The sequence below is a fragment of the Mesorhizobium sp. M0854 genome (assembly GCF_040319815.1).
Taxonomy (GTDB): domain Bacteria; phylum Pseudomonadota; class Alphaproteobacteria; order Rhizobiales; family Rhizobiaceae; genus Mesorhizobium.
Window position 1 is genome coordinate 1 of the sequence record NZ_JAMYOL010000018.1, and the last position, 14,625, is coordinate 14,625.

A 14,625-nucleotide genomic window follows, 5' to 3' on the forward strand; every position below is an offset into this window, starting at 1 on the left:
TCCGCTAAACACGGGGGCTGCGCGGCGGACACGCCAACGTCACCGCAATGCCACGCCATTTTTGCAGAACTTGACGCACACAACTGCTTCACGCGAGGCGACCCCCTCTGGCCTGCCGGCCATCTCCCCCTCGAGGGGGGAGATCACACCTTGCCGAATCGCTCAATCCAAACCCGAAAAACCCTCTTCCTCGAGCACCTCGGTGCCGCCGAACCGGAACGGCGCGAAGGAGGCGCGGTGCAGCCGCGCCACTGGTCCATGCAGATCGATCGCCGTGCGATGGCGCACAGTGGCGTAGCCCATATGCAATTCGAAGCCGTAACGCGCATGATGGCTGCCGCAGCCGCACATCATGCGGTCGCGCATCACCTTGGCGACGATCGAGGCTGCGGCGATCGACTGCGAGCGCTGGTCGCCCTTGATCAGTGCTTTGCCCTCGCAGGGCAGGCCGGGCGGCACGTCGCGGCCGTCGGCCAGTGCCAGCTTCGGCCGGATTGACAGGGCGGCCACGGCACGGCGCATCGCCTCCAGGCTGGCCTTGAGGATGTTGGAGGCATCGATGCCTTCGGCACTGACCGACGCCATCGATACGGCGAGCGCGGAGCCGAGGATTTTCAGGAACAGCGCCTCACGCTGCAAATGCGTCAGCCGCTTGGAATCATCGAGGCCATCGGGGATGTTGGCGGGATCGAGCACCACCGCTGCCGCCACCACCGGCCCGGCGAGCGGGCCGCGGCCGGCCTCGTCCATCCCCGCCACCGGCCAAAGGCCTTCGGCCATCGCCCTCGTCTCGAACGAGAAGTCGGGTTTCTCGACGATTTCGAAGAGAAGCGGAGAATCGGAACGCGGGCGAGCCATGGTGCGGCGAGGTTCGCATCGGCTCCGATTCTCCGCAAGTCCCCTCCGGGTCGGGCGGGGCACCGGACCAGGAGGGGGCTACCGTCTGCAAGCCCGGGGACAGGACAGGCCGGACGGGATTTTTCGCCTGCTGCGGCCGCTTCAAGCGGCTGGCGCGAGACGCTTTGTCACAGCAGCATCAGCTGCTCGGTAGCCTTGGCGGCGGGGACGAACTGGTCGGTCCTGAGCGAGCGCCGCTCGGCGTTGAGGCCGAGCCGTTTGGCAGCTATCTCGAAACGCCGGCCGATCTGCCAGGCATAGGGACCGGAGCCTTTCATGCGCTTGCCCCATTCCGAATCGTAGTCTTTGCCGTCGCGCATCGAACGGATCAGCGACATGACGTGGCGATAGCGGTCGGGATAGTGGCGCAGCAGCCAGTCCTTGAAGATCGGCGCGACCTCCAGCGGCAGGCGCAGCAGCACATAGCCGGCTTCACGCGCGCCCGCTGCCTGCGCCGAATCGAGGATGCGCTCCATTTCCGGGTCGGTCAGTCCGGGGATGATCGGCGCGACCATCACCGAGGCCGGAATGCCGGCGTCCGAAAGCTGCCTGATCGCCTCCAGCCGCTTGGTCGGCGTCGACGCGCGTGGCTCCATGGTGCGCGCCAGCATGCGGTCGAGCGTCGTCACCGACAATGCCACCTTGGCCAGCCCGCGTTCGGCCATGCGTGACAGAATGTCGATATCGCGTGTCACCAGCGCCGATTTGGTGACGATGCCGACCGGATGCCCGCGCGCCTCCAGCACTTCGAGGATCTCGCGCATGATCCGGTATTGCTTCTCGATCGGCTGATAAGGATCGGTGTTGGTGCCGATGGCGATGGTGCGCGGCTGGTAATTATCCCTGGACAATTCCTTGTCGAGCAGCCGCGCCGCATCCGGCTTGGCAAACAGCTTCGATTCGAAATCCAGCCCCGGCGACAGACCCATGAAGCTGTGCGTCGGCCGCGCGAAACAATAGACGCAGCCATGTTCGCAGCCGCGATAGGGATTGATCGAGCGGTCGAAGGAGATGTCGGGCGATTCGTTGCGCGTGATGATGGTGCGCGGCTTCTCGACCTGTACCTCGGTCTTGAACGGCGGCAGCTCCTCCAGCGAATTCCATCCATCGTCGAACACGTGTCGGCTGACCGGCTCGAAACGGCCGGACGGATTGATGCCCGCCGACCTGCCGCGGTTGCGGTCCGGACGGACACGCATGCCGCTCTGCTCGATCATCGCATTCGCCATTTCGGCCCTGCCAGCGCCGAAGGCTGCAATATCGGCACGCACGATCTGTTCCATCTTGGCCCTTTCCCAGGGACTGTCCGCCCGCTGTCGAATCGCTCTGCTCATGAATGTATTCCTATCGTATCGATGAGAACAAAGCAAGAACTTTCTCGCGGTGCGCCGCAAAAACTGGCGCTACCCACCGCTTTCCGCTATTCGGCTAAACATGCTCAGCGTCCTGATCGAAACCCTGAATGACGAGGAGGGCCTTGCCCGCACGCTCGCCTCGCTGATCGGCGGCGCGGTCGAAGGCGTGGTGCGCGACGTTCTCGTCTGCGACACCGGCTCGACCGATCAGACGCACCGCGTCGCCGAACATGCCGGCTGCCACTATGTCAGCGGCGGCATCGCCGCCGGCATCAGGCAGGCCAAGGGCGACTGGCTGCTCTTGCTGGAACCGGGCGCGCGGCTGGGAGAGGGCTGGATCGACGAGGTCGTCGCCCATACCGCCAGGCAAACCATGGCGGCGCGGTTCTCGCGGGCACGCGGCAGCCGCACGCCGTTCCTGTCGCGCGTCTTTGCCGGAAATCGCGCTCTCGCCGAAGGCTTGGTGATCAGCAAGCGTCAGGCCGCGGCGCTGTCGAAGAACGCCCGCAGCGCCGAAGCGATCGCCCGCGGCCTGGCGACCAGGAGGCTCCACGCCGAGATCTGGGTCGCGCCGCGGAAGTGACGGCTTACCGTCCCGGTTATGGGAACTCCGCCTAAGCACATTTTCTGGCGGGTCGTCGTTTATTGTGCATTGCACAAAATCTGGCCGGGGGTTACCATTCCCGGCGATATGGGCGAATAGGGTTTGGGGTGTGCCGGAGCGGCGACGACTAACGTCGATGCTGTTCCCTCGACATTTTTGAGGACCCCGATGACCCTTTCAAGCCCTGACAAGTCCGGCGCTGCAAGCCTCGAGGCGATCGCACGAAACGGCGGCACGCTGCGCCGCATCGCCGCCCGCATCCCGACCTATCTTTCCGACCTTCGCGAGAATCCGGCATGGCTGCCGATGTTCATGCTGGCCCGCACCATGCCGGCGCGGCGCCTGCACTGGCGCGGTGCAAAGCCCGTTCCGCCGGCGCGCAATGTCGGTGAAACGATGTTCGCCGGCGTCGATCGCGATGCCGTCGTCGGCGCGCTGCGGACGGAGGGGCTCTATTCGGGCCTGATGCTGCCGGCCGCCATCCATGAGGAGATTGTCCGCTTCGCCGAGCGCACGCCATGCTTCGGCAATTTCGACCGTCGGCTGGAATTCCTGCCCGAAAAACACGCCGATGCCGAAAAGCATTTCGGCCGCCCGCTGCTCAGCGGTCACTATTTCGAACGGGTCCTCGACTGCAACGCTGCGGTCGCCGTGCAGCGCGATCCGCTGCTTCTCGATATCGCAGCGCACTATCTCGGCAGCCAGGCCAAGCTGATCACCACCCGCGTCTGGTGGAGCTTTCCGACCGGTGGCGTCTCGGACGCCGACAAGAACATGGCCTCGCTCGGCAAATACCATTTCGACCTCGACGACTGGCGCATGCTGAAATTCTTTTTCTACCTGGTGCCGGTCGACGCCGACACTGGGCCGCATGTCTATGTCCGCGGCTCCCACAACCGCCGCATCCTGAAGCATCAGCTGACGCTGCTGGTCGGCCATTCGGCGGAAGAGGTGCTGGGCGTCTACGGCGAGCAGAGCCCGGTCATGCTGACCGGGCCGGCCGGCCTCGGCTTTGTCGAGGATCCGTTCGGCTTCCATATGGGCACCGTGCCGACGCGCACGCCGCGGCTGATGATGGAGGTTGGCTTCGGCGTCTCGCCGCCCTCGCGCCGGCGTTTTCACGGCGAGCCGGTCATTCGCTAAACCGAGGTCGCTTGGCTGATACCTCGGTTCGTCTCAGCCGCGCCGCAAATGCTCGTCCAGCCGCGGCATGATCTCGACGAAGTTGCAGGGCATGTGCCGGTAGTCGAGCTGCGGCTTCAAAATGCCGTCCCAGGCGTCCTTGCAGGCGCCGGGCGAGCCCGGCAGCACGAAGACGAAGGTGGCATTGACGACGCCGCCGGTTGCCCGGCTCTGGATCGTCGAAGTGCCGATCTTGTCGTAGGAGATGCGGTGGAACACTTCGGAAAAGCCGTCCATGCGCTTTTCGAAGATCGGCTCCAGCGCTTCCGGCGTCACGTCGCGGCCGGTGAAGCCGGTGCCGCCGGTGGTGATGACGACATCGATCGCATCGTCCTTCGACCAGCCCAGGACCTTATCGCGGATCTTGTCGCGGTCGTCGGTGACGATGTCGCGGGCGGCCAGGACATGGCCGGCCTCGGCGATGCGGTCGGCCAGCGTCTGCCCGGATTTATCGTCGGCGAGGCTGCGCGTATCGGAAACGGTCAGTACCGCGATGCGCACGGGAACGAAGGGGCGGCTCTCGTCAATCCTGGCCATGGGCATCAACCTCCGATGTCACGCTTCGCGTCGCCGCGACAAACCAGTCGGGATGGCGGCCGCGGATATCGATGGCCGCGCGCTTGGCCACATTGCCGGTCTCGAACAGCCCGAAGCAGGTGGCGCCTGAACCGGACATCCTGGCAAAACCGGCTCCGGCCTTGTTGAGCACGGAAAGCGCCTTGCCGATGGCGGGCTGGATTGCGCGCGCCGCAGGCTCGAGGTCGTTGCGGGTGATCTCCAGCCAGTTGCGGATGCTGTGGAAGTCGAGGTTGCGCGGCAGCGGCGGCAGCCCCGCATTGTCGCGGCGGCCAAGCGCCTCGAACACGTCGGCCGTCGAGACGGCAGTGCCGGGATTGACGAGCACCAGACCCAGCGCCGGGAAACCCCGCACGAGCGTCAGCTCGTCGCCGATGCCGCGGGCTATCAGCGGTCTGGCTGCGAGGCACATCGGCACGTCGGCGCCGAGCGACAGGCCGATCCGCGCCAGTTCGGCATCGCCGATGTCGAGCCTCCAGGTCTGGACCAGGGCGCGCAGCACAGCCGCCGCATCGCTCGACCCGCCGCCGACACCGGACGCGACCGGCAGGTTCTTTTCGAGCCTGATGGCGACAGCCGGTGCGTGCTGGGGACCGGCCTCGCGCCGCAGTGCATCGCGCGCTCTCACCACCAGATTATTGTCGTCGACCGGCACCGCGGAGGCGTATTTGCCGGACATGGAAAACCCATCGCTGTCGGCAAGTTCCGTTTCGATGCGGTCGCCGAAGCGCGTGAACACAGCCAGGCTTTCGATCGTGTGATAGCCGTCGGCGCGCTGGCCGGTGACGTGCAGCGCGAGATTTATCTTGGCGTGCGCATGCGACGCCCGGATGCTGGCCTCGGCGTTCACTGGCTCGGCCGCGAGGGGGACGACGGTCAATCCTTGGCCAGACGGTATTCGCCGGTCTTCGGGTCCTTGACCAATGTTCCCATTGTACCGTTGGCGGCCTGCTTTTCGGTACGCCGCACCTTGGCGGTCACACGCTCGGCTTCCCTGACGAAGGAGCGGTAGCCGAAATAGGCGGCAATGCCGACGACGGCGAAGAAAATGATCTGCGGCATGTCAAACTCCTCCCTCGCAAGGCCGGCAAGGCCGCCGGTCGGGTCGGTTGATGATTAATGCTAGACGCTTTCACCGGCTTTTCAAAGCCCGAAGCGCGCCCACAGCGCGCGCTCTTCCGCCGCATCGATGACGCCGCTTGCCGCGGCGGCGGCGACATCGGGCGCCGAAAAGCTCGAGCCGAACAGGCCGAAGCGGCCGAACAGGCCGCGCGGCGCGGTGATCAGCTTGAGCTGGGTTTTCGGCCCGAAACGGCTCTTCAGCACGCTGCGCATGTCGCCGAGCGCATCGACCAGCCCGAGTTCAAGCCCCTTCTTGGCCGTCCAGAACAGGCCGGTGAACAGGTCGGGATCGTCCTTGAGCTTGCTGCCGCGCCTGTCCTTGACGAGGTCGATGAAGGTCTCGTGGACCTCCAGTTGCAGCGCCTTCAGGCGCTCGACGTCCTCCTTCTTTTCCGGCTTGAACGGGTCGAGCACCGCCTTGTTCTGGCCGGCGGTGTGGACGCGGCGCTCGATACCGATCTTCTTCAACAGCTCCGGAAAGCCGAACGAGGCCGACACCACGCCGATCGAGCCGACGATGGAGGACGGGTCGGCAAAGATCTCGTCGCCGGCGACCGCAATCATGTAGCCGCCCGACGCCGCCACGTCCTCGACGAAAACCAGGACCTTCTTGTTCTTCTCGCTCGCCAGGTCGCGGATGCGCCTGAAGATCAGCCGCGACTGCACCGGCGAGCCGCCTGGCGAGTTGATCGAGATGGCGACCGCCGGCGCGTCGAAGGAAAACAGCTTTTCGAGAAGGCCGGCGGTGGAAGCGAGCGACAGGCTCGGCCGGAACTGGCCGCCGCCGGGCATGATGGTGCCGTGCAGGCGGATGACCGGAATGGTGACGACGGCGGAGCGCCAGGATTTCGGCAGCAGGCGGTTGAAAAGGCGTTTCACGAGGGGGCGGTCTCCGGTCGATTTGCTTGAGGCATGTAGGAATTCGCCGGGCAACGGCAATGCCGTCACCCCGGCAATCAGAATGGATCAGTCTCCGAAAAGCGACGCCAGCCCGTTATTGATCAGCTCTGCCCGCTCCGAAGGGCCATTGCCTGAATAGGCATGCAGCATCAGCGGTGGTTGGATCGACAGTTTGCCGCGTGCGCCGAGTGCTGCCCGGACGACGATGCGGATCGCCGCCGCTTCGGGGCGAGGATGGACGGCCAGCATCTCGGCATCGCCGAAGCGGCCGGCGATGGCATCGAGGATGGCGCCGAGCTGTTCCGGCCGGGCGATGACGGCCAGCCCGCCGCCCGGTCTGACCACCGCGGCCGCGCTGCGGATCCAGCTGTCGAACAGCCCATCCTCCGAGACATGCGCGGCCTTTCTCAGCGGATCGGGCGTCGCGCGATCCTCGGCGGCATTGAACGGCGGGTTCATGATGACGAAATCGAAGCTGTTGTCCTCAAGTCCGGCGGCCGTTCGCGCCCGGCCCGACAGCGCGACATCGGCGACGAGCACCGAGGCGCGGTCGCTGAGATGCGCATTGCCGGGGTGGGCAAGCGTGGTGGTGGCGAAGGCCGCCATTTCCGGGGAACGCTCGATGAGCACGGCCGCGGCACCGGGGCAGCGCGACAGGACCGCCAGGCCGGCCGCACCAGCGCCCGCGCCAAAATCGGCAAGCCGCCCGGCGAAGGAGGACGGCACGGCAGCCGCCAGCATCATCGCATCCATGCCGGCGCGGTGGCCCGCCTTTCTCGGCTGCACCAGCCAGAAGCGACCGCGATGAAAGGCATCGACCGTATGAGCCGGCATGTCCGGGACAAGGGCAGCGGGCGACGCGGACATTATCTTTGGCGGATCTCGTTAGCGATGCCGGCATCCGTCAGGATGCGCCGCGCCGCATCGGCCTTGTCGGCGTCCACCATGACACGGCGGGGCAGGATGCCGATCGAGCCGTCGAGGACGCTCATGTTCTGGTCGGCGACGAAACAGCCGATGCCGGCATCGCGCATCAGCGATTCGACAAACGAAATGATGACGGCGTCGTTGGTGCGGATGAGCTCTATCATCGGATTAGGGCCATGATCTATCGATATGGTCGAAATGGCGCCTGAAACGGCAAGAAGATGCGAGGAGAAGCGTGAAGGTCGGGGTCTTTCCCCCGGCCGAGCGGTTCGACGACGCAGCTTGCAGCCGTTTCGGCGTCCGGAGGATGTGGTCCATCTGCCCGGCTACTTTGTCGCGAAGGACTTGAAAGCCGAATGGCTTCCTGCGCCTTCGCTCCGCGTATCCGGACAGATGGCCTCACACCATTTCGATCATATCGATAGATCATGGCCCTAAACTCGCAGTTTGCGGCGTTGATGTAAACGTAGGCGTGATCATGTACCAGAGCCGGCGCGCCAATTCGCCTCTTGCCGCGCCGGTGGGTGACACCCTAGAGTCTGTTCAGGGACCATGTTGCCGTCGTGCATATCGAGGTTGGGAGTTTTGCCGTGGGTGTCGTTCTCAACATTGAAAACGGGAAGCGCGAAGCCGCCTCGATAAAGGACCTCATCGACCTGACCGTGGCCGACATGGGGCGCGTCAACAAATTGATCCTGTCGAAGGCCGGCTCCGATGTCGAGATGATTCCGGAGATAGCCAACCATCTGATCTCGTCGGGCGGCAAACGGCTGCGGCCGATGCTGACGCTCGCCGCGGCCCAGATGTTCGGCTATTCCGGCGACGGCCATGTCAAGCTCGCCACATCGGTCGAATTCATGCATACCGCGACACTTCTCCACGACGACGTCGTCGACGAAAGCGGCATGCGGCGCGGCAAGAAGACGGCGCGCATGATCTGGGGCAACCAGGCCAGTGTTCTGGTCGGTGATTTCCTGCTCGGCCAGGCCTTTCGCATGATGGTCGATGTCGGCTCGCTTGAAGCGCTCGACATCCTGTCCAGCGCTGCTTCGATCATCGCCGAAGGCGAGGTGATGCAGCTTGCCGCCGCCAAAAACCTCGAGACCACCGAGGACGAGCATTTCGCGGTGATCAAGGCCAAGACCGCGGCGCTGTTCTCGGCTGCCGCCGAGGTCGGCCCGGTCATCGCCCAGGCGACGCGCAACGATCGCGCAGCACTCCGCTCCTACGGCATGAATCTCGGCCTTGCCTTCCAGCTGATCGATGACGCGCTGGATTACGGCGGCACCAGCAAGGATCTCGGCAAGAACGTCGGCGACGATTTCCGCGAGGGCAAGGTGACGCTGCCGGTGATCCTCGCCTATCGGCGCGGCACCAAGGCCGAGCGCAGCTTCTGGAAACGCGCCATCGAGGACAATGCCGCCGACGATGCCGGGCTGGAAAAGGCCATCGGCCTGATGCTCCGCCACGGGGCGATTGCCGACACCATCGGGCGCGCCCGCCATTTCGGCGAGATAGCCCGCGACGCGCTGGCGCCGCTCGAGGCGACGCCGCAGAAGTCTGCACTGATCGACGTCATCGATTTCTGCATCAGCCGGGTGAATTGACAGGCGTCGCGGCGCGAGGCCGGGACGCCGCCTGTTCTCATCGAGCCTTTGCCGGAAGCACTATTGCTGCCAGCAAACTGACGACGATGCCGCCCGCCGCGAGCCGGAAGGCAACCTGGATGCCGTCGGCGACGGCAATTTTCAACGCATCGCCGGACAATTCGCCGATTTGGCTGTTCGCAATCGCAATCAGCACGGCCATGCCGATGGCGTTGCCGACATTGAGCGTCGTCGAAGCCATCCCCGAGGCGACGCCTTGCTGGTCATGGGCAACGCCGGAAGCGGCGGCAATCCACATTGCGGTCCAGACGATGCCTTGTCCGACGCCGGAGACGATCAGGCCGGGTACGAGGGCCAGATAGCTGCTGTCGGCAGTCGCGCCTGATACCATCAATGCTGTGCCGACCGCGCCGACGATCATGCCGCCGACCAGGGTGCTGCGCGTCGAAAAGCGCGTTGCCAGACGCTCGCCGAGTTGCGTGCCGGTGGCGATGGCGACCGACGGCACGAGAAAGGCGAGGCCCGTCTGCAAGGCAGTGAAGCCGTGCACGTTCTGCAGCAGCACGGTGAGGAAGTAGGGCAGCGCGCCGAAAGTGGCCATGTAGAGGAAGGTTATCGTCATGCCGGCGACGAGGCTGCGGTTGTGGAACAGGCGCAGCGGCATCAGCGGGTCGGCGCTGTTGGCCTCGATCACGGTGAAGGCGATCAGGAAGAATGCCGCCAGTGCTGCGCTGACGATGATTGCGCCAGAGCCCCAGCCATATTCGGGCCCCTGAACCAGGGTGAAGACAAGCAGCGTCGCGCCGGCGGTGACGGTCAGCGCGCCCGGCAGATCGAAGCTGCGCTGCTCGTGCCGCTTGCGATCGCGCGGGATGATGGCGAAAGCCGCGATGATGGCGATCCCGGCCAACAGCACGTTGACGTAGAAGACCGACGGCCAGCCGAAGGCGCTGGTCAGAAACCCGCCGGCAAGCGAACCGAGCGTCAGGCCGCTGGCGCCCGCGCCGCCCCAGACGGCGAGCGCCCGGTTGCGTTCCGGTCCCTCGGCGAACAGGCGGTTGATCAGCGACAACGTCGCAGGAAACAGGAACGCGGCGCCGATGCCTTGCACGGCGCGGGCCGCGATGATGATTTCCGGCGACCAGGCGAGGCCGCCGACCAGAGATGAGAGCGCGTAGAGCCAGAGCGCGAAGATGAAGACGCGGCGCTGGCCGATCAGGTCGGCGGCCCGGCCGCCGAACAGCAGGAAGCCGCCGGTGAAGACGGTGTAGGCGCTGACCACCCACTGCAGGGTCTGGCCTGAAAATCCGAGGCCGGCGCCGATCTCCGGCAACGCCACGAAGACTATGTTGAGGTCGAGCGAGATGATGAGCTGCGCGAAGGCGAGCAGCGCCAGCGTTGCGCCATGTTTCGCCCTGCTTGCTCCCTGCGTTATCGCCCCGAGCGGCGCGCCTTGATCCAGTGAACTCATGCCGGTCTCCTTGTCGACAATTATTTAATGATCGACAAAGAATTGAGATTTGCAATCCGAAGTCAAGCGGATTATTTGTTGATCGACAAAAATTGGAGACCGCCATGGCGGGAAGGCCAAGGGAGTTCGACCGCGACCAGGCGCTGGAGAAAGCCCGCGACGCTTTCTGGAGACGCGGCTACGAGGGCACCTCGATGGCCGATCTCGTATCGGCGCTTGGTCTCGCATCGGCGCGCATCTATGCCGCCTTCGGCTCGAAGGAGGATCTGTTTCGGGAAGCGGTGGCACTTTACGAGGCCAATGAGGGCGGCTTCGCCACACGCGCACTGCAGGAAGAACCAAATGTCCGGCGCGTCATCGAGCGCATGCTTCGCGACGCTGTCGAAATCTATACGCGGCCGAGGCAGCCGCAGGGCTGCATGGTGGTGACGGCCGCGACCAATTGCGCCGTCGAAAATGACGCCGTGCTGCAATGGCTGGCGGAGCATCGGCTGGCGCGTACCGCATCGATCGTCGAGCGGTTGAAGCAGGCGGTGCGCGATGGCGAATTGAAGCCGGACACCGACGCCGAGACGTTGGGGGATTATTACGCCACGCTGCTGCACGGCCTTTCGGTGCAGGCACGCGACGGCGTGCCGAAAAAGCGGCTGCACGATCTTGTCACCGTCGCCATGCAGGCGCTCGACGCAAGCCTTTCGCAAACGTCCTGAGTTTCAGGGCCGTGACGCCTCACTTGCCGGCTTGTTCGGCGGCCCTTCTGGGATTGACCGCCGGCGTCGGCGGGTCGGGTATTTCGGTGGCGACAGGCTTTGGCGGTTGCGGCTCCGTCGCCGGCGCTTCGGGGCCGGCCTTGCTGAGCGCGACCGAGATGCCGAACACCTTCCATTGCCGTTCGACCGGCGCAAACAACAGCTCGAAATTGACCTGCATCGGCACCGAGGGAAAGAAACCGGCCATATGCAACATGCCGTTGGACTCGATCTGCGGCAGCAGCGTCAATTGCGGCTCCAGCACCGCGACGCCGCCGAGGTCGATGCCGTCATTGCGGTGGCTAGCGAAGATCTCGGCAAGCTTGGCCGCATTGTTGGTCTGGAAGCCCGGCGCGCCGAGATCGCGCAGCACCGTGTAATTCCCCGTCTTGTTGGCATGGTCGAGCGCCAGCAGCGAGCCGCGCACCAGGATCAGCACGCCGTTGCGGTCGATATTGGCCGGCTTCGGCGCCTGGGGCTTGGCCGATTTCTGGATTTTCGACGTTTGCGCCAGGGCAGGCTGGACAAGCTGCGGAACGGCTGCCGTCAGCACCAAGGCGGCCAGCAACATTCTGCCCGTCGGCCGCACCGATCCCGGCAAGATTGAGGTCATGCCCGCTGCATCAGTTGAGTGTCCACGATGCGCCGACGCTGACGCCGACATCGCCACGGTTGGTGGAGGCCGACACGGCGGCGTTGAGGCGGAAATCCAGGCTCGTGCTATAGCCAAGGCCGAGCGCCAGGCCCGACTGGCCCTTGAAATGGCCAAAGCCGCCGGCCAGCGACAATTTGCCGGGCCTGTCGTCGTAACGCAATCCCGCCGTCGCCAGCGCAAGCGCCGTTCCGGCGCGGGCTTCCGAGCGGTTTTCGCTGACCTGCTCGCCAAGGTTCTGCAACCCGCCCTCCAGCGCGCTGACGCGGCCGTCGAGCAGGGCGATGTTAGCCTCGTTGATCGTGGTGCGACTGTCGAGGCTGAAAATCTGCGCGGTGTGCAGGTTGAGCGTGTTGGTATTGTTGGTGATACGCGCCTCGTGATCGGCAAGCTGGATCGTATGATTGCCGACCGTCGTGTTGAGCGCGTTGATCTGGTTGGTGTTGTTGACAATGCGCGTCTCGTGATCGGCAAGCTGCATCGTGTGGCTGCTTACCGTGGTGTTGAGCGAGGCGATCTGGGTGGTATGGGCTGCAACGTCGTCGGCCAGTCCTTCGAGTTCGTCGATGTTCACGGAAGCGGTCGCCAGATTGCCCGCGGCGTCGGACGTCACCAGGTATTTCGGTCCGCTCTGGGCCTCCCTGCTGGCTGCGCTGTTGATGCCCGACAGAGTGTAGGTGGCGCTGCTGTTGCCGATAGCCACCTGATTGGCGCGTGTCGTGGTCACACCTTGGCCTACGGCGACTGAATCGGCAAAATTGGCCGTCGCACCGGTGCCGAGGGCGGTGGCATTCACCGCATTCGCCTTGGCCGAGGCGCCAAGAGCGGTAGCGTTGGCCTGGTTAGGGCCTCCCGCACCAGCCTGAGCACGGGCGCCGATAGCCGTCGTGCTTGCATTGTTATGGTTGATGGGACCCGAGATTCCCCCGGCCCACGCATCATCGCCAAGAGCGGTACTGAGGTCTCCATCAGAAACGGCTCTACCGCCGACCGCCGTCGAGGATCCGCCCGCAGCTTGGGCGATAGTTCCGCATGCCATACCGGTGGGCGAAGCCCCGGCGCCATCTGCGCCATAATTTATATCTTCACACACAAACGCAGCCGCCGGAGTCGGCGCGAGGGCCACCAGGCCGGCTGCCGCGGCTATCACCAAAGCTCCGGCCCCGCGAACCGGCACGCGGGACGACATCAGGATGCCGGCAGCCCCCAATGCAGCCGACCACTCAAAGCCTTCTACAACACGGCTCTTCATCGAATTATCCCCTTCTTTCCAGAACGGCGCCGGCCGATCGCAAAGCTCCCGATGAGATGGACCATGCATGAAGCCGGCAACGGCCGGACAGTCGGCAAATGCCTACACTTCGCGGCATTCCCCCTGTTCTTGCAGCGTTTTCAGTCCTGGCTGTTGCAATCTTGCAACGTCGGGCCGGTTGACTGACCGAAATCACGAAAACGGCCGCGCGCTCGTCAGCAGCGCCACGATCTGGCTTTGGCGACTGGTTCCGGTTTTCCGAAAAATTCGCTCGAGATAAGTACGGGCCGATTTGACGGCGATACCGATTTCGAGGGCGGCTTCCTGTACGGAACGGCCTGAGGCAAGCACGACGGCGAGCCGGGCTTCCGCCGGCGTCAAGTCGAACAGGCCCGAAAGGATATCGGGCGACGGCACCGTCGCGCTGATGCTGACGGCAGTTGCCGCGACAAGGATATCCGCGCCCGAAAAGATGTCATGTGCGGCACGGCGCAACGGCAAAAGGTGAACGATCAGCGCAGGCCGCCCCTCAACGGCTGGGACAGGGATGGACCGCACAACGCGATGGTCGTCGTTGTGCATGATGGCTTGCTGGAAAAGCGCGTTTGCAGATAGGTCCGCAAGCACCATGCCGCCGCCGGCCTGGGGGATGAACACGTCCTTCATATCTTCCAGCAGGCGGTTGACCGTCAGCACACGGCCTGATCCGCTCATGACAGCGGCCGGCAGTCCGATTTCGCCCAGCGCCGATGCGGCGGTCCTGGCGCGTTCCATGCCAAGACGCGCGGCAACAAGGCCGGCCCGCGCCAGATGCGGACGCAGTCCGTTCAGCAGGTCGATCGCCGCTTGATCGTACTTGCCGTCCTTCAGCCAGCGCTGGAAGACGAACAGCACCAGCTCTCCGCTCGGCATGGGAATCGACGTGCAGACGGGCGATCCGACGCCGAAATTTCTTGCCCATGCGTAGATCGGGTCCCGCTCGATCTCATCGCCGGTCATGAAGTCGTCGACCCGCACAAAGCTTGCCGGCTGAGTGCTGCACATGCGCTGCACGCTCTCGGAAAATTTCCAATCTGCCATGAAAGCGTCGATCAAGGGCTCGGCCCGCGCCTCGCCGATGGCGCGAAGCGGCGAATGATCGCTGATCATGAAGATCGCGCCGCTTGCCGAGCGCGAGACCGCGCTGGTCGCCTCCAAGGCATCCGGCCACAGCTCGGCTGCGAATGCGGCTTCGTAGATACGGTCGACGATGGCGAAGGCTTCTTCGTTTCGCGGCATTTCCAGCATCGGCACCCCCCTGACGGCTGGCGAGGCAAGAACTGAGGGCACAT

Annotated in this window: 16 protein-coding genes; 4 read left to right on the top strand and 12 right to left on the bottom strand. The window is 64.7% G+C overall.

Annotated elements, in window-relative coordinates; all coding sequences use genetic code 11:
- Positions 1–162: 162 nt before the first annotated feature.
- On the bottom strand, positions 163–858 hold the full coding sequence (gene rnhB, locus NKH99_RS23015; protein ID WP_353015734.1) for a ribonuclease HII: 696 nt from the start codon (positions 856–858) through the stop codon (positions 163–165).
- A gap of 167 nt (positions 859–1,025) precedes the next feature.
- The gene (locus NKH99_RS23020) at positions 1,026–2,180 is read right to left on the bottom strand and encodes a PA0069 family radical SAM protein (RefSeq protein ID WP_254818651.1); all 1,155 of its coding nucleotides are present in this window, start codon (positions 2,178–2,180) and stop codon (positions 1,026–1,028) included.
- A 151-nt stretch (positions 2,181–2,331) separates the two neighbouring features.
- Between NKH99_RS23020 and NKH99_RS23025 the strand changes: the two genes are divergently transcribed.
- A complete protein-coding gene (locus tag NKH99_RS23025) occupies positions 2,332–2,835 on the top strand; it encodes a glycosyltransferase (protein WP_352612343.1) in 504 nt (167 codons plus the stop codon).
- Between the two features lie 189 nt (positions 2,836–3,024).
- Positions 3,025–3,999, top strand: coding sequence for a phytanoyl-CoA dioxygenase family protein (locus NKH99_RS23030; RefSeq protein WP_353015737.1), 975 nt, complete (start codon positions 3,025–3,027; stop codon positions 3,997–3,999).
- 33 nt (positions 4,000–4,032) lie between these two features.
- Here the strand turns inward: NKH99_RS23030 and moaB are convergent, their stop codons facing one another.
- From moaB to NKH99_RS23060, 6 genes are all read right to left on the bottom strand, one after another.
- Positions 4,033–4,575 (bottom strand): molybdenum cofactor biosynthesis protein B, encoded by a 543-nt coding sequence (gene moaB, locus NKH99_RS23035; protein WP_352456849.1) that lies wholly within the window; start codon positions 4,573–4,575, stop codon positions 4,033–4,035.
- Positions 4,562–5,464: a 4-(cytidine 5'-diphospho)-2-C-methyl-D-erythritol kinase gene (locus tag NKH99_RS23040; RefSeq protein WP_353015812.1), complete on the bottom strand. Its 903-nt coding sequence runs from the start codon at positions 5,462–5,464 to the stop codon at positions 4,562–4,564. Before NKH99_RS23040 ends, moaB begins: the two co-directional genes overlap by 14 nt.
- A gap of 26 nt (positions 5,465–5,490) precedes the next feature.
- Positions 5,491–5,676: a membrane protein gene (locus tag NKH99_RS23045; RefSeq protein WP_023674078.1), complete on the bottom strand. Its 186-nt coding sequence runs from the start codon at positions 5,674–5,676 to the stop codon at positions 5,491–5,493.
- Positions 5,677–5,757: 81 nt separating this feature from the next.
- The gene (locus tag NKH99_RS23050) at positions 5,758–6,615 is read right to left on the bottom strand and encodes a S49 family peptidase (protein WP_352470690.1); all 858 of its coding nucleotides are present in this window, start codon (positions 6,613–6,615) and stop codon (positions 5,758–5,760) included.
- An 87-nt stretch (positions 6,616–6,702) separates the two neighbouring features.
- The gene (locus NKH99_RS23055) at positions 6,703–7,503 is read right to left on the bottom strand and encodes a tRNA1(Val) (adenine(37)-N6)-methyltransferase (protein ID WP_352821210.1); all 801 of its coding nucleotides are present in this window, start codon (positions 7,501–7,503) and stop codon (positions 6,703–6,705) included.
- Complete coding sequence (locus tag NKH99_RS23060; RefSeq protein WP_353015740.1) at positions 7,503–7,727, bottom strand: putative signal transducing protein; 225 nt, start codon at positions 7,725–7,727, stop codon at positions 7,503–7,505. The genes NKH99_RS23055 and NKH99_RS23060 overlap by 1 nt, the downstream gene beginning before the upstream one ends.
- 426 nt (positions 7,728–8,153) lie before the next feature.
- On the opposite strand from NKH99_RS23060, the gene NKH99_RS23065 reads away from it, so the two are divergent.
- The gene (locus tag NKH99_RS23065; RefSeq protein WP_352612355.1) at positions 8,154–9,170 is read left to right on the top strand and encodes a polyprenyl synthetase family protein; all 1,017 of its coding nucleotides are present in this window, start codon (positions 8,154–8,156) and stop codon (positions 9,168–9,170) included.
- A gap of 37 nt (positions 9,171–9,207) precedes the next feature.
- Here the strand turns inward: NKH99_RS23065 and NKH99_RS23070 are convergent, their stop codons facing one another.
- On the bottom strand, positions 9,208–10,641 hold the full coding sequence (locus NKH99_RS23070; RefSeq protein ID WP_353015742.1) for an MFS transporter: 1,434 nt from the start codon (positions 10,639–10,641) through the stop codon (positions 9,208–9,210).
- Between the two features lie 104 nt (positions 10,642–10,745).
- Between NKH99_RS23070 and NKH99_RS23075 the strand changes: the two genes are divergently transcribed.
- Positions 10,746–11,351: a TetR/AcrR family transcriptional regulator gene (locus NKH99_RS23075; RefSeq protein WP_353015744.1), complete on the top strand. Its 606-nt coding sequence runs from the start codon at positions 10,746–10,748 to the stop codon at positions 11,349–11,351.
- A gap of 19 nt (positions 11,352–11,370) precedes the next feature.
- Here NKH99_RS23075 and NKH99_RS23080 read toward each other — a convergent pair whose 3' ends face one another.
- From NKH99_RS23080 to NKH99_RS23090, 3 genes are all read right to left on the bottom strand, one after another.
- Positions 11,371–12,003 carry a hypothetical protein gene (locus NKH99_RS23080; RefSeq protein ID WP_352470686.1) on the bottom strand — a complete coding sequence of 211 codons (633 nt, stop codon included), beginning with the start codon at positions 12,001–12,003 and terminating at the stop codon, positions 11,371–11,373.
- A 10-nt stretch (positions 12,004–12,013) separates the two neighbouring features.
- Positions 12,014–13,363 carry a YadA-like family protein gene (locus tag NKH99_RS23085; protein ID WP_352768636.1) on the bottom strand — a complete coding sequence of 450 codons (1,350 nt, stop codon included), beginning with the start codon at positions 13,361–13,363 and terminating at the stop codon, positions 12,014–12,016.
- A gap of 123 nt (positions 13,364–13,486) precedes the next feature.
- Positions 13,487–14,572: a helix-turn-helix transcriptional regulator gene (locus tag NKH99_RS23090; RefSeq protein WP_353015747.1), complete on the bottom strand. Its 1,086-nt coding sequence runs from the start codon at positions 14,570–14,572 to the stop codon at positions 13,487–13,489.
- Positions 14,573–14,625: the final 53 nt, after the last annotated feature.